Source organism: Kitasatospora sp. NPDC048662, from assembly GCF_055587065.1.
In genome coordinates, this window is the sequence record NZ_JBVJHA010000012.1 from 51,945 (window position 1) to 65,900 (window position 13,956).

A 13,956-nucleotide genomic window follows, 5' to 3' on the forward strand; every position below is an offset into this window, starting at 1 on the left:
CTCTTGATGACGGCCTCACTTCGTTCGCTCATCGTCGGCCGCCCCGGCCGAGCGAGGCGTCGTGCACGTACCGGCCGAGGGCGGTGACCGGGAAGACCAGGCGGTACAGGTGGTAGTTGATGGAGAAGTCCCAGGGGAACCCGGTGCCGGTGAACTGCGGTTCGTCCCAGCTGCCGTCGGGGCGCTGGGTGCGGGTCAGCCAGGCGATGCCGCGTTCGACCGTCTCCGAGTCGCGTTCGCCGGCGGCGAGCAGCGCCATCAGGGCCCAGGCGGTCTGCGAGGCGGTGGAGTCGCCGCGTCCGGCCCAGGTGGCCGGGTCCTCGTAGGAGCGCATGTCCTCGCCCCAGCCGCCGTCGGTGTTCTGCCGGCCGGTCAGCCAGCCGACGGCGCGGCGGACGGAGGGGTGGCCGGGGGTGAGTCCGGCGGCGATCAGGGCGGGCACCACGGAGCCGGTGCCGTAGATGTAGTTGGTGCCCCAGCGGCCGAACCAGGAGCCGTCGGCCTCCTGGTGGCTCAGCAGCCAGGCGACGCCGCGCCGGGTGCGAGGGTCCCGGGTGCGGCCGGTCTCGGCGAGCATCTCCACCACGTGCGCGGTGACGTCGGCGGAGGGCGGGTCGATGACTTCACCGAAGTCGCAGAACGGCAGTTTGTTGGGGAGTTTGCTGGTGTTGTCGGCGTCGAAGGCGCCCCAGGCGCCGTCCTTGGACTGCATGCCGAGGTTCCAGCCGACGGCGCGTTCGACGGCGCCGTCCAGCCGGGCCCGGTCGGGGTGGTCGATCCGGCGCAGCGCGAGCACCACTTCGGCGGTGTCGTCGACGTCGGGGTAGGTGTCGTTCTGAAATTCGAACGCCCAGCCGCCGGGGGCGAGCCGGGGGCGTTTGACGGCCCAGTCGCCGCGGGTGGTGACTTCCTCGCCGAGCATCCAGTCACCGGCCCGCACCAGGGCGGGGTGGTCGCCGGGCAGTCCGGCGTCGCGCAGCGCGATGGCGGCCAGGCAGGTGTCCCAGACCGGGGACTGGCAGGCCTCCAGCCAGCGCTTGCCGTCCGCGGTGTGCACGGTGAAGCTGTCGAAGGCGGCCAGGCCGGCCTTCATCACGGGGTGGTCGAGGCGGTAGCCGAGCAGCCGCAGGGCGATCAGCGAGTACACGGCGGGCGGCTGGATGCCGCCCCAGCAGCCGTCGGCCTCCTGCCGCTCGACGATCCAGGCGGCGGCCTGTCGCAGCGCCAGGCGGCGCACCGGTTTGATGGCGTGCCGGTGGTAGCGGTGCATCAGCTGGTCGAGGCGCTGGAAGAGGCCGTCCCAGGTGTGCGCGGGGGCCAGCGGCCGCTTCGGGTACGGGTTCGCCGGGTCGGTGTGCAGTTCGGTGAGGTCGAACGGGGCCGGGCGGACCGGGCGGTGGGCGGAGACCACGGTCAGCGGGACGATGGTCTGCCGGGCCCACTGGCCGAAGGAGTAGATGTTCAGCGGCGCCCAGCTGGGCAGGAACAGCACTTCGGGGGGCAGTTCGGGGAGCTTCGCCCAGGGCCACCAGCCGAACAGGGCGAGCCAGATCCGGGTGAACACCCGGGTGGCGGCGATGCCGCCGTTCTCCCGGACGAAGGCGGCGGCGGCCCGCAGGTGCGGGGCGTCCGGGGGGTCCCCGGCGAGTCGGAGGGCGACGTACGCCTCGACGGTGGTGGACAGTTCGGGCGGGCCGCCGTGGAAGGTGGCCCAGGTGCCGTCCTCCCGCTGCCTGGAACGGATCCAGGCCGCGGTGGCCCGGGTCTGCTCCTCGGTGCGGATGCCGAGGAACTGGCGGAGCAGCAGGTCTTCGGCGTCCATGGTGACGTTGGTCTCCAGGTCGCCCTTCCACCAGCCGTCGGCGTGCTGGAGTGACAGCAGGTGTGCGGTGGCTCGGCTGAGCGCCGCCGCGGGTGAGGAATCGTCAGATCGTGTTACTGCAACTGAGGTTTGGGGTCCGAGCCTTCCACCCGCGGTTGCTGTCACTCTTACGTCACCTCTCTCTGACCACCACGAATTCGGCGAGTGCGACGAAGTGCTCGCGCACCTCGTCGGCCATGGGCACCTCGCCGAGCGCGGCGAGGGCGGTGTCGTACTGGCGGCGGGCCTCTTCCTGCGTCCAGGCCCGGCCGCCGGCCTTCTCGATCAGCGCGGCGCGGGCGGCGAGCTGCTGCTCGCTCTCCTCGCCGCGGCCGGTCGGGTCGGCCAGCTGTGCGGCCAGCTCGCGGGAGGCGGCGCCCCCCTCGGCCAGCGCGGCGCACACCGGCAGCGACTTCTTGCGCGACTGGAGGTCGCTCCAGTGCGGCTTGCCCGTCACTTCGGTGGCACCCCAGATGCCCAGCAGGTCGTCCACCGCCTGGAACGCCAGGCCCAGGTGGTAGCCGTACCGCTGGAGCGCGTCGGAGATCCGGTCGTCGGCGCCGGCCAGTACCGCGCCGATCGCCGCGGAGGCCGCCAGCAGGGCGCCGGTCTTGCCGCCCTCCATGGTCAGGCACTCCTCGACCGTCACCACGTCCCGCTGTTCGAACGAGACGTCCAGCGCCTGACCGTCGATCAGCCGCCGGGTCGCGGTGGTGATCAGACGGACGGCGCGGGCGGCGTCGGTCGGGGTGGCCCCGCCGGTCACCGCGGCGTCCAGCAGGACCTCGGTGCCGAGGGTGGACAGCGCGTCGCCGACCAGCACGGCCTGCGCCGGGCCGAACACCGTCCAGGCGGTGGCCCGGTGCCGACGTGTCTCGTCACCGTCCATCAGATCATCATGAAGAAGGGAGAAATTGTGCACCAGCTCGACCGACACGCCGCCCGGTACGCCCACCTGCGCGTCCGCGTCGACCGCCTCGGCCGACAGCAGCGCCAGCGCCGGACGCACCGCCTTGCCGCCGTCGCCCGCGGCGGGCTTGCCCTCGCGGTCGATCCAGCCGAAGTGGTACGCCGCGACGGTGTCCATCGGCGCGGCCAGACGGGCGACGGCCTCGCGCATCGGCGGCGTGCAGAGCGTGCGCCCGCGCGCCAGCAGGTCCAGGACCGTCAGGGTGTCCCCGACCGTCGAGCCGGTGCGTGCCTCCACGTGCGTTCCCTCTCGGTACGTCTGGTCGGCCGCGAACAGCGGCCGGCCGGGTGCGATGTCAGTGGTCGCGGACTGCCGGGTCGGCGTCATCGGGGCCACCGCCCGTCCGCGCGATCGACCGGGATCCGGCCGGAGCCGGCCAGCGCGGCATCGGCCGCGGCGTGCCCGCTGCGCACCGCGCCCTCCATGGTCGCGGGCCAGCCGGTGGCCGTCCAGGCGCCGGCCAGCAGGATGCCCGGCAGTTCGGTGCGCGCGCCGGGGCGCAGCCGGGCGGTGCCGGGCGCCGGGTCGAAGGTGGCGGTGCGCTCCCGGGTGACGAAGAAGTCCAGCACCCGGGCGTCGCGGGCGGCGGGCAGCAGGCGGGCCAGCTCGGGCAGGTAGCGCTCGCGCAGCTCGGCGACCGGCAGGTCGATCTCGTCCTCGGCGGCGGACTGCGACACCGCCAGGTACTGGGCGCCGGGTACGGCCAGGCCGGAGTGCGGGGTGCGGTCGAAGACGAACTGCACCGGGGAGCCGATCGCGGCGAAGAACGGACGGCGGATCAGCGGCCGGTCGTAGATCACGTGCACGTTGAGGATCGGCGCGGTGCCGAACCCGGCCAGCCGCTCCTGCCCGGGGATCGCGCCCGGCGGCAGCAGCGCGGCCGCGGCGTCCTGGGCGCCGGCCAGCACCACGGTGTCGGCGGTGAGCAGTTCGCCGCTCTCCAGCCGGACGGCGTTCGGCTCGGCGGCCTTGACCTCGGCGGCCTTGCTGCGCAGCAGCACCCGGACGCCCGCGCGTTCGAGTTCGGCGCGGGCCCGGTCGTGGTGGATCTCGCCGAGCGGGACGCGGGCGATGCCGATGTCGGCGGCGCCCGGGTCGGACAGCAGGCCGGTCTGGAACACCTTGGCGGCCAGCGCCAGCGAGGTGCGGTCGGCGGTGGCGTTCAGGGTGGCGACGCCCACCAAGTCCCACACCGCCTCGACGGTGGCCGGGGTCTGGCCGTGACGGCGCAGCCACTCGCCGAAGGAGATCTCGTCGAGCGCCGGGTCGTCCAGGCGCAGCCCCTTGAGGGCGAGGGCGCCGCGCACCACCCGCAGCCGGTCGGCCGGGCCGAGGTGGCGGTAGGTGGCGAGACTGCCGGCCAGGTGCAGCGGGACGGGCAGGGCGGCGCGGCGCAGCCGGCCGAGGCTGCGGGTGCCGTCGGCGGCCAGGCCGAGCACCGGGACGTCCAGCCGGTCCTGGAGGTCGACCAGGGCGTCTGCGCCGAGGCGGTCGATCAGGCCGCGGTAGGCGGTGCAGCAGCGCAGGTAGACATGCTGGCCGTTGTCGACCGTCAGGTCTCCGCGCTTGAAGGAGAAGGCCAGGCCGCCGAGCCGGGGGCGGGCCTCGACCAGGGTGGTGCGCACGCCTGCGTCGGCCAGTCGGAGCGCGGCGGTGATGCCGGCCAGGCCGCCGCCGATCACCACGGCGGTGCGCTGCCGCTGCGGCGTCGGCGTGCTCATCGGTCCTCCCTGGCAGCAGTGGACTGAGGACACAACAACGTGCGCATGCGTCGTGATTCCCTGTTGACACAGCGTGACAGAACTGGCGTGAGAATCAAGAACGCCCTCCGGCGAGCCCGGACAGTGCCACGTACGCCTTCTCCCAGCCGGGCAGCGAGACGCGGCCGCGGAGCACCGAGTGCGGGTCGGCGGCGATCCGGCCGAGCAGGCGGTGGTAGATGCCGGCCATCGCGGCGGTGGCGGCGCGGCTGCGGCGGTCGAGCATCGGCAGCAGTTGCAGGCCCTCGGTGAAGGCCTGCTGGGCGCGGTCGGCCTCGAAGGCGACCAGCCCGGTGAAGTCGGCGCCGACCGGGAGCTTCGGCAGGGCGAAGCCCTGCTGGCAGCCGAACCTGGCGAGGTCCTCGGCGGGCAGGTAGGTGCGGCCGTTCAGGGCGTCCTCGCGCAGGTCGCGCAGGATGTTGGTGAGCTGCAGGGCCAGCCCCAATGTGTCGGCGTAGGCGGCGCCGCGCTCCCAGTCCTCGCAGCCGTACACGCCGAGCGAGAGCCGGCCGATCGAGCCGGCCACGCAACGGCAGTACACCTTGAGCTCGTCGAAGGTCTGGTACTCGACGCCCTTGAGGTCCATCTCGACGCCGTCGATCAGCTCGTCGAAGCCGCCGAGCGGGATCGGGAAGCGGCGGGCGGCGTCGGCCAGCGCGACCTTGATCGGGTCGGTGTCGTCCTCGCCGACCGCGCCCGCCCGGATCTCGTCCAGCAGGACGCGGGTGCGGGCCAGCGCCTCGGTCTTCTGCTCGACCGGCAGTTCGCCGTCGCCGATGTCGTCGACCCGGCGGGCCAGCGCGTACAGCGCGGACATCGCCAGCCGCTTGGCCTCGGGCAGCAGCCGGATGCCGTAGCTGAAGTTGCGGGCCTGCAGGGCGGTGACCGCCTCGCAGTACCGGTAGGCCGCCATGACCGGCGCGGACGCCAGTGGTGATGCCCCCACGCGGGCGCTCACCTTCCCTTCGCGAAAAGTGCCGCCGCCCGGCCGGCCAGGCGGCGCTTGTCCGGCTTCGCCCGGTGCGCGAGCACGTCGTACCCGGCCGCCGCGATGGCGTCCAGGGCCGCGTACCCGCCGGCGGTGAATCCCGCCAGCAGCAGTCGAAGCCTCCCGTGAACCGTACCTACCAGCGGCGCGCCGTGATCGAGCAGGGTCCGGGCCCGGCTCGCCTCCCAGGCGATCAGCTGCCGCACCTCGCGCGAGGCGGCGGGGGCGGCGAGGTCCTGTTCGGTGACGCCGAAGGTGGCGAGGTCCTCCTGCGGGAGGTAGATCCGGCCGCGGTCGAGGTCCTCGGCGACGTCCTGCAGGTGTTCGACGATCTGCAGCGCGGTGCAGATCGCGTCGGAGAGTTCGATCCGCTCGGGGGTGGCGCGGCCGGCCAGGGCGAGCACCAGGCGGCCGACCGGGTCGGCGGAGAGCGTGCAGTAGTGCCGCAGGTCGTCCCAGGCCGGGTAGCGGGTGACGGTCTGGTCGGCCCGGTTGGCCTCGATCAGCCGGCGGAAGGGCTCCGGGGTGACGGCGTGCTGTTCGATCAGCGGGACCAGGCGGCGGACCAGCGGGTGCCGGGGCTCGTCGGCGGCGGTGCCGAGCACGGTGCCGCCCTGCGCCCGGTCGTCGCCGAGGGCGGTGGCGAAGGCCCGGTCGAGGTCGCGCTCCAGGCCGTCCAGCAGGGCGAGCCGGAAGCCTTCGTCCCCGGGTGCGCCGGGGACGTCCAGCAGGTGGGCGACGGAGGCCGGGTCGGCGAGGTCGCCGTCGCCGGCGTCGTCGATCAGCCGGGCGAAGCCGTAGACCGCCATCAGGTCGTCGCGCCAGGCGGCGGGCAGGAAGGCGGGGGCGACCGGGAAGTTCTCCAGGTCCGCCTTGTCCAGCGTCACCGCCGCTGTCTGGTTATCAGATTTGATTGAAGCCGACACTGCCGTCACTCCCCCGTTCTACACCGGGCCCGGCCGCCATCGCGCCTCGGACACGCTTCCGTCGTCACGCCTTCACCCGCCGCACGGCACAGGGCCGGTGCCGGGGAATGCTCCCCGCGCACCGGCCCTGCGACCGTCGGCCGCGCCCCGGTCAGGGGCGCTCGCCCTTCTCGTACCGCCGGACCACCTCGTCGGTGTGCCCGTCCATGATCAGCTCGCCGTGCTCGATCCAGATGGTGCGCTCACAGGTCTCGCGGATCGCGTTGTTGTCGTGGCTGACCAGGAAGACCGTGCCGGCCTCCTTGCGCAGCTCGTTGATCCGGGCCTTGGAGCGCTGCTGGAAGCCCTGGTCGCCGGTGGCGAGGGCCTCGTCGATCAGCAGCACGTCGTGGGTCTTCGCCGCGGCGATGGAGAACCGCAGGCGGGCGCCCATGCCGGAGGAGTAGGTGCGCATCGGGAGCGAGATGAAGTCGCCCTTCTCGTTGATGCCCGAGAAGTCGACGATGCTCTGGTAGCGCTCGCGCACCTGGGCCGGGGACATGCCCATCGCCAGGCAGCCCAGCACCACGTTGCGCTCGCCGGTCAGGTCGTTCATCAGCGCCGCGTTCACGCCCAGCAGCGAGGGCTGGCCGTTGGTGTAGATGGCGCCCTTGGCGGTCGGCAGCAGACCGGCGATGGCCGCCAGCATGGTCGACTTGCCGGAGCCGTTCGAGCCGATCAGGCCGACCGCCTCGCCCTTGTACGCGGTGAAGCTGATGCCGCGCACCGCGTGCACCTCGCGGATCGCGGGCGACTTCTTGCGGGTGATCATCCGGCTCAGCGCCGAGGTGGCGCTGCCCTTGCCGGCACCCGCGCCGTGCACCTTGTAGATGATGTGCACGTCGTCCACCACCACGGTGGGGACCCGGGCCTGGTTGTCCACCGCGGTGGTCTCCTTCATGGTGTCGATCGCTGCGTCAGCCACGGCCGTACTCCTCCTCGGACTTCCAGAAGAACACGAAGCCGATGACGAAGGCGACGACCGCCCAGGTGCCGGCCATGATCCAGATGTGGTGCGGGAGGTTCAGCGCCTCGGGGAGCTTGTGGCCCGCCGCGTCGAAGCCGCCCGGGTACTTGGTCTTGTCGAAGCTGTCCGGCATGAACGCGTAGCGCATCAGGTCCATGTAGACCGTCGCCGGGTTCCAGGAGTAGACGGTCTGCCAGATCGTCGGCCAGCTCTTGATGTAGCCGGAGACGCTGTACATGACGCCGGAGACGTACATCCAGGTGCGCAGCAGGAAGGGCATCAGCTGCGAGATGTCCGAGGTCTTGGCACCGATCCGGGCCATCACCATGGCCAGGCCGGTGTTGAACAGCGACTGCAGCAGCAGGGCGGGGATGATCAGCAGCCAGGTCATGCCCGGCTTGATGCCGTTGGCCAGCACGATGGCGACCAGCACCACCATCGAGATCAGCAGCTGCTGGAGCTGGATCACGGTGAAGGCGATCGGCAGTGCGGCGCGCGGGAAGTGCAGCGCCCGGATCAGGCCGAGGTTGTCGGAAATCGACCGGGTGCCGGACTGGATCGCGCTCTGCGAGAACTGGAAGACGAAGACGCCGACGCACAGCCAGGCGATGTAGACCGGGACGCCGTCCCGGCTCTGCATGATCACACCGAAGACCAGGTAGAACACCGCGCAGTTGAGCAGCGGGGTGAGCACCTGCCAGAGCTGGCCGAGCTTCGCGGTGGTGTACTGCGCGACCAGGCGGGCGGTCGCGAACGCGCTGATGAAAGCGCGACGGGCCCACAGCTGGCGGATGTACTTCGGCAGACTCGGCCGCTTGCCGCTGACGGACAGCCCGTACTTGTCCGCCAGTTGCTTCGGGGTCAGACCCGCGTCGGCGCCCCTCGGTGCGGAGAGGTTGACCGGGTCACTCAGTGTCGACACATTCGTCCTTCAGGGGGTCGAAATTCCGCGGCCCCGGGGGGACGGGGCGCGGAACCGGGGCGTACCACGAGGAGCTCAGGTTTGCGTCCGGCCGGCGGGGGTAACGCCGACCGGTTGCGATCAGATGATTGGCGGTCTGCCGAGCCTGGTCAAGCGCCAGACGGTGGACCACTTCATCGGCCGACGCGGGCCGCAGGGCTCGCTCCAGCCGGCCCGGAACCCGCCGAGCCACGCCTTGAGCGCCGAGCCGGAGGGCCGCCGGGCGACCGTCAGCAGGAACCAGGTCCCCAGGTAGAGAGGCACCAGAAGGGCCGGGAGGTTCCGTCGGGCCAGCCACACCCGGTTGCGGGCGACGTTGTGGAAGTAGGCCGCGTGCCGGGCCGGGGAGGTCGCCGGGTGGTGGAGCACCACGTCCGGGAGGTAGTCGATCGACCAGCCGGCGTCCAGCGCCCGCCAGGCCAGGTCGGTCTCCTCGTGGGCGTAGAAGAACTCCGCCGGCAGCTGCCCGGCCTGCGGGAAGACGGCGCTGCGCACGGCGCTGGCGCCGCCCAGGAAGGTGGTGACCCGGGAGCCGCGCATCGGGTCGCTGGCGCGCAGCCGGGGCACGTGCCGGCGCTGGGTGGTGCCGGTCTCCGGGTCGGCGATCCGGAACGAGACGATGCCCAGCGAGGGGTCGGCGGTGAACGCCTTCCGGAGCAGTTCGGCGGAGTCGGTCCTCGGCAGCGAGCCGTCGTCGTCCAGGAACAGCACCGCGTCGACGTCCCGGCCGTCCGGGCCGAACAGTTCGATGCCGACGTTGCGGCCGCCGGGGATGCCCAGGTTCTCGGGCAGTTCGACGGTGCGCACGCCCGCCGGGAGCGGGGGCAGCGGGGCGCCGTTGCCGACCACGGCGAGTTCGACCGGCGGGCCCTGCTGGGCGCGCACCGACTCGATCAGCGCGTTCAGTTCGGCGGGCCGGTTGCCCATGGTGATGATGACCGCGCCGAGGCGGAAGTCGTCGCTCATCGCAGCCTGCTGGAGAGCACGATGGACAGCAGGTGCAGGACGGTCTGGAGCATCGCGATGGCGGCGAGCACCACCACGGCGAGGCGGGTGAAGTACAGGCCGCCGTGGACCTGGTCGGCGATGCCGGCGGCCAGGATGAACAGCGAGGCCTCGACGGCGCCGACCAGGCGGTGGAACTTCAGCAGCGCGGCGGCCCGGCGGGCCTTGGCGACGGCGCTGGAACGCGGCACCGAGGCCTCGTCCTCGACGGCGGTCATCCCGGAGCGGGCCCGGGCGACGTCGACCAGGTCGGTCTCGGACTTGATCAGGATCGCGCCGAGCGCGGCCAGCGTGCCGAGGAAGGCCCACTGCCAGGCGGCGTGCGAGCCCTCGCGGTGCAGCAGGTCGGTGGCCCGCAGGCCGAGGCCGGTGAGCAGCGCGGCCTCGGACATGTAGTGGCCCACCCGGTCCAGGTAGACACCGGTGAGCGAGGTCTGCCGGCGCCAGCGGGCGACCTCGCCGTCCACGCAGTCCAGCAGCAGGTAGATCTGGATCAGCAGGGCGCCGAGGATCGCGCCGCCCAGGCCGGGGACCACCAGGGCGATGCCCGCCAGGATGCCGGTGAGCATCATCAGGTAGGTCAGGCCGTTGGGCGTGATCACGGTGGCGGTCGACAGGATGCGGGTGATCCGCAGCGAGATCTTCCGCATGTAGAGGCGGCCGGCCCAGTGCTCGGCGCTGCGTCGCTGGAGCATGCCCTCCGGGTGGATGACCGCCCGGAGCTCCTCGATCGACGGGCGGCGGGTGAGGTCAACCGGCGGGCGTTCAGCTGTTGACGGCTTGGACATAGTCGGCGTACGCGTCCCTGATGTCTGTGGCGGAGAGGTCGAGGTGTTCGAGGATGGTGAAGCGCCCCGGTCTGGTGTTCGGAGCGTAGTGCACCGCTTCGGTGAACTCCGCCTCGGTGAAGCCGAGCTGATCGGCCGTCACCGGCAGGCCGTGGAAACGCAGGCGCTCCACGATCAGTCCGGACAGGTCCCGCTCGCCCCGCAGGAAGCAGGCGAAGGCCGCGCCGAGGCCGACCTGCTCGCCATGCTGGGCGGACCGCTTGGGGTACAGCACGTCCAGGGCGTGCGAGATCTCGTGGCAGGCGCCCGAGCTGGGTCGGGTGCTGCCGGCGATGTTCATCGCGATGCCGGACAGTACCAGGGCTTCCGCGAGCGTTGTCAGCAGGTCCGGGTCCTCCAGGGTGCCCGGGTGCCGCAGCAGGTTCTCACCGGCCGCCCGGGCCATCGCCACGGCGAGGCCGTCGACCGGCTCTCCGGTGACGGTGTGCGAGAGCTCCCAGTCCGCGCAGGCCGAGATGTTGGAGACCGCGTCGCCGATCCCGGCCGCCACGAAGCGTTTCGGCGCCTTGGTGATGACGTCCAGGTCGACCACGATGCCGATCGGGCTGGGCACCCCGTAGGAGCCGCGGCCGGCGTCGTTGTCGAGGGTGGAGACCGGGGAGCAGATGCCGTCGTGGGCGAGGTTGGTGGCGACCGCGACCACCGGCAGGCCGACCCGGGCCGCGGCGTACTTGGCCACGTCGATGATCTTGCCGCCGCCGAGGCCCACCAGGGCGTCGTAGTGGCCGCGGCGGATCTCGTCGGTCAGCCGGACCGCGCTGTCCAGGGTGCCGTCGTCGACCTGGTACCAGTCGGCGCCGGGCAGCGCCGGCTCCAGGCGCTCGCGCAGCAGGATGCCCGAGCCGCCGCTGATCGCCACCGCGATCCGGCCGGACGCGGACAGCCGCTGGTCGGCGAGGATGCCGCCGAGCGAATCCAGTGCGCCGGCCCGCACCTCGACGAAGACCGGCGACGGCACCAGTCGGGTCAGTACCGGCACGCGATCTCCCGAGCCTTGGCCAGGTCGTCGTGGTTGTCGACCTCGACCCAGGAGACCTCGCCGATCGGCTGGACGTCGACGATCAGGCCGCGGTCGACCATCTCCTGGTAGCCGTCCTCGTAGTACAGCTGCGGGTCGCGCTCGAAGACCGCCTTGAGGGCGTCGGCCAGGGCCGGGCCGGCCGACGGGTTGATCACCGTGACGCCGATGTACTCGCCGGTGGCGTCCAGCGGGTCCATCAGCTTGGTGATCCGGCGCATCCCGAGCTCCGGGTCGACGACGACCTTCATCTCCTCGTCGGCGAGCTTCTTCACGGTGTCCAGCGCCAGCAGGATCCCGGGGGCCTTGCCCTCCTTGATCCGCCGGTCGTTGCCGTCCAGCATGGTCCGCTGCACCGACGCCGGGTGGACGGTGTCGCCGTTGGCGAGCAGCAGGCCCTCGCCGAACAGGTCGCGGGCGCACCACAGCGAGTAGGCGTTGTTCCACTCCTCGGCCTTGTCGTTCTCGACCAGGGTGAGCTTCACGCCGTACTTCTGCTCCAGCGCCTGCTTGCGGTCGTAGACCGCCTCCTTGCGGTAGCCCACGACGATCGCGGCCTCCCGCAGGCCGACCTCGGCGAAGTTCCCCAGGGTCAGGTCGAGCACCGTCCGCTCCCCGTCGACCGGCACCAGCGCCTTGGGCAGGGTGTCGGTGTACGGACGAAGCCGGCGGCCTGCGCCGGCGGCCAGGACGAGGCCGATCATGCGGGACTCCAGGGTCTCGGGTGCCGTCCGGTGCACCGGTGCGGGCCGGGCGCCGGGGCGCGGCCGCGGCTGCGGCGCGCCGTACGGGCGCGCCTTGCGGTCCGCCCGGTCTCACTGATGGTAGGCGACCCCGACCACCTGCCAGAACGCGGCCCGGGCAGGTCAGGTGATCAGCTGAGGGTACGACGTGAACCTTCGATGACGGTCTGCGGTCGCGGATCGAACAGTTCTGCCGAACAACCGATCCACCGCCCCGGCGGTGTGCGTCGCGGCCCCGGGCCCGCCTGGGCATGCGGCAGACTTGGGCCCCGACGCCGTCGGCGGACCGGGCCGGTCCGGTCCAGTCCGCCGCGCGCGCAGCCGACCTCAAGAACCGGGGTGGGCGGCCCGGCGGCCGCCCCCGGTCCACGTGCCGAAAGGGGCATTGTGCCCATGAGCCCTGCTGTCAGCCCGACCGACGACCTCTCCCCCGAGCTCGCCGTCCCGTCCGCGGCCGCGCCCGGCGAGATCATGCTGGAGCTGGTCGACGACCACGGCGTGACCATCGGGACCGGGGAGAAGCTCTGGGCCCACCAGCAGCCGGGCCGGCTCCACCGCGCCTTCTCGGTGTTCCTGTTCGACCGGCAGGGCCGGATGCTGCTGCAGCGTCGCGCGCTCAGCAAGTACCACTCGCCGGGTGTCTGGTCGAACACCTGCTGCGGCCACCCGTACCCCGGCGAGCAGCCGTTCGTGGCGGCCGCCCGCCGCACCACCGAGGAGCTGGGCGCGGCCCCCGCGCTGCTCTGCGAGGCCGGCACCGTCCGCTACGACCTGCCGGACGAGGCGACCGGGCTGATCGAGCGGGAGTGGAACCACCTGTTCGTCGGGCTGATCACCGCCGAGCCGGACCCGGACCCGGAGGAGGTCGAGGACACCCGTTTCGTCACCGCCGGCGAGCTGCGCGCGCTGCGGGCCGAGAAGCCCTTCTCGGTGTGGTTCGAGACGGTCTTCGAGGCCGCGCTGCCCGGGATCCGCGAGATCGCCGGCAACGACTGGTGACAGCTCAGTAGTCCGGGTCCCCGTCGGGACCGTCCTCCGTCCCGGCGGGCCCCGGTACGGGCAGCGGCAGGCCGGCCCAGATCACCTTGCCGCCGTCCGCGGTGCGCTCCACGTCGCACTCGCCGCCCGCCTGCAGGGTGATGCTCTTGACCAGCAGCAAACCGCGTCCGCCCGGACGGGCCGGGTCGTTCTCCTGCGCCCTGGGGCGGTACGGGTGCCCGTCGACCACCGAGATCCGCACCCGGTCCGGGCCGATCACCAGTTCGCAGTGCACCTGCGGGGAGAGCGCCGCGGCGTGCGTGACCGCGTTCGACACCAGCTCCGAGACGATCAGCAGCAGGTCGTCCACCAGTTCCTGGTAGCGCTCCCCCGCCATGCCCTGGGCCAGCAGCCGGTCCCGCACCGCGTGTCTGGTGCGCGGCACCGAGGACTCGTGCGGGGCGGCGGTGAACCTCCACACGCCCGGCTGCGGCCCCGGCCGGGGCTCCCACCAGGTGGCCGCGTCCGCCGCCACCATCTCCGTCTCTTCCACTGCACGCCGCCCTTCACGCGGTGACGGGAGCTCGGCGGCAGCTGTCGGGCATCGGGCGTTCCGCTCAGGGCTCCCTGGTCACCCGAGGCTAGGAGAGCAGCCCCCGCCGACCCGCACCCGGACAGGAATCACGCGTGTCGTGAAGCTTCCCGACCGAATCCGCGCACGATGTGCCCTGTCCTGGCCGCCCGCACCACCGGGTCTGCCGCCAGAACACCCGCCCGAACCCCCACCACCAGCAGTTTCACCCCTTTCTTCGCCCACCTTGCCCCCCTCTGACCGATTTGCCCCGGCGCTTCGCCCCTGCGCCTCGAAAACGCAGGTGAGAAGCACTCCGGA

General features: G+C 72.3%; 13 protein-coding genes. 1 reads left to right on the plus strand and 12 read right to left on the minus strand.

Translation table 11 applies throughout. From position 1 onward, the window contains the following. Nucleotides 1-28: 28 nt before the first annotated feature. From shc to ACZ6R9_RS26915, 11 genes are all read right to left on the minus strand, one after another. Nucleotides 29-1,987, minus strand: a complete 1,959-nt coding sequence (shc, locus tag ACZ6R9_RS26865) for a squalene--hopene cyclase (protein WP_380481636.1) — start codon at nucleotides 1,985-1,987, stop codon at nucleotides 29-31. Nucleotides 1,988-1,994: 7 nt separating this feature from the next. Then, entirely contained in the window at nucleotides 1,995-3,068 is a 1,074-nt protein-coding gene (locus ACZ6R9_RS26870) for a polyprenyl synthetase family protein (protein ID WP_465540799.1), read from the minus strand. Between the two features lie 86 nt (nucleotides 3,069-3,154). Next, a complete protein-coding gene (hpnE, locus tag ACZ6R9_RS26875; RefSeq protein WP_380481640.1) occupies nucleotides 3,155-4,552 on the minus strand; it encodes a hydroxysqualene dehydroxylase HpnE in 1,398 nt (465 codons plus the stop codon). A 94-nt stretch (nucleotides 4,553-4,646) separates the two neighbouring features. After that, entirely contained in the window at nucleotides 4,647-5,504 is an 858-nt protein-coding gene (gene hpnD / locus ACZ6R9_RS26880; RefSeq protein WP_465540979.1) for a presqualene diphosphate synthase HpnD, read from the minus strand. A 41-nt stretch (nucleotides 5,505-5,545) separates the two neighbouring features. Then, nucleotides 5,546-6,466 (minus strand): squalene synthase HpnC, encoded by a 921-nt coding sequence (gene hpnC / locus ACZ6R9_RS26885; RefSeq protein ID WP_465540801.1) that lies wholly within the window; start codon nucleotides 6,464-6,466, stop codon nucleotides 5,546-5,548. Between the two features lie 190 nt (nucleotides 6,467-6,656). Next, entirely contained in the window at nucleotides 6,657-7,445 is a 789-nt protein-coding gene (locus ACZ6R9_RS26890) for an ABC transporter ATP-binding protein (protein ID WP_380481984.1), read from the minus strand. Between the two features lie 16 nt (nucleotides 7,446-7,461). Further along, nucleotides 7,462-8,433 carry an ABC transporter permease gene (locus ACZ6R9_RS26895; RefSeq protein ID WP_465540803.1) on the minus strand — a complete coding sequence of 324 codons (972 nt, stop codon included), beginning with the start codon at nucleotides 8,431-8,433 and terminating at the stop codon, nucleotides 7,462-7,464. A 120-nt stretch (nucleotides 8,434-8,553) separates the two neighbouring features. Then, nucleotides 8,554-9,438: a glycosyltransferase family 2 protein gene (locus ACZ6R9_RS26900; RefSeq protein WP_380481646.1), complete on the minus strand. Its 885-nt coding sequence runs from the start codon at nucleotides 9,436-9,438 to the stop codon at nucleotides 8,554-8,556. Continuing rightward, entirely contained in the window at nucleotides 9,435-10,265 is an 831-nt protein-coding gene (locus ACZ6R9_RS26905) for a CDP-alcohol phosphatidyltransferase family protein (protein ID WP_380481648.1), read from the minus strand. Before ACZ6R9_RS26905 ends, ACZ6R9_RS26900 begins: the two co-directional genes overlap by 4 nt. After that, entirely contained in the window at nucleotides 10,243-11,304 is a 1,062-nt protein-coding gene (locus tag ACZ6R9_RS26910; protein WP_380481650.1) for an iron-containing alcohol dehydrogenase family protein, read from the minus strand. The genes ACZ6R9_RS26905 and ACZ6R9_RS26910 overlap by 23 nt, the downstream gene beginning before the upstream one ends. Next, on the minus strand, nucleotides 11,292-12,047 hold the full coding sequence (locus ACZ6R9_RS26915) for a phosphocholine cytidylyltransferase family protein (protein WP_380481652.1): 756 nt from the start codon (nucleotides 12,045-12,047) through the stop codon (nucleotides 11,292-11,294). The genes ACZ6R9_RS26910 and ACZ6R9_RS26915 overlap by 13 nt, the downstream gene beginning before the upstream one ends. A 432-nt stretch (nucleotides 12,048-12,479) precedes the next feature. Between ACZ6R9_RS26915 and idi the strand changes: the two genes are divergently transcribed. Further along, nucleotides 12,480-13,085 carry an isopentenyl-diphosphate Delta-isomerase gene (gene idi, locus ACZ6R9_RS26920; protein WP_380481654.1) on the plus strand — a complete coding sequence of 202 codons (606 nt, stop codon included), beginning with the start codon at nucleotides 12,480-12,482 and terminating at the stop codon, nucleotides 13,083-13,085. A 4-nt stretch (nucleotides 13,086-13,089) separates the two neighbouring features. Here idi and ACZ6R9_RS26925 read toward each other — a convergent pair whose 3' ends face one another. Beyond that, entirely contained in the window at nucleotides 13,090-13,602 is a 513-nt protein-coding gene (locus tag ACZ6R9_RS26925) for an ATP-binding protein (protein ID WP_380481986.1), read from the minus strand. Nucleotides 13,603-13,956 lie beyond the last annotated feature (354 nt).

Excerpts from the sequence above, each read along its gene's own strand:
- hpnE (WP_380481640.1), bottom strand. The coding sequence starts at position 4,552 with ATGAGCACGCCGACGCCGCAGCGGCAGCGCACCGCCGTGGTGATCGGC.
- hpnD (WP_465540979.1), bottom strand. The coding sequence starts at position 5,504 with ATGGCGGCCTACCGGTACTGCGAGGCGGTCACCGCCCTGCAGGCCCGC.
- ACZ6R9_RS26890 (WP_380481984.1), bottom strand. The coding sequence starts at position 7,445 with ATGAAGGAGACCACCGCGGTGGACAACCAGGCCCGGGTCCCCACCGTG.
- ACZ6R9_RS26900 (WP_380481646.1), bottom strand. The coding sequence starts at position 9,438 with ATGAGCGACGACTTCCGCCTCGGCGCGGTCATCATCACCATGGGCAAC.
- ACZ6R9_RS26905 (WP_380481648.1), bottom strand. The coding sequence starts at position 10,265 with ATGTCCAAGCCGTCAACAGCTGAACGCCCGCCGGTTGACCTCACCCGC.
- ACZ6R9_RS26915 (WP_380481652.1), bottom strand. The coding sequence starts at position 12,047 with ATGATCGGCCTCGTCCTGGCCGCCGGCGCAGGCCGCCGGCTTCGTCCG.
- idi (WP_380481654.1), top strand. The coding sequence starts at position 12,480 with ATGAGCCCTGCTGTCAGCCCGACCGACGACCTCTCCCCCGAGCTCGCC.
- ACZ6R9_RS26925 (WP_380481986.1), bottom strand. The coding sequence starts at position 13,602 with ATGGTGGCGGCGGACGCGGCCACCTGGTGGGAGCCCCGGCCGGGGCCG.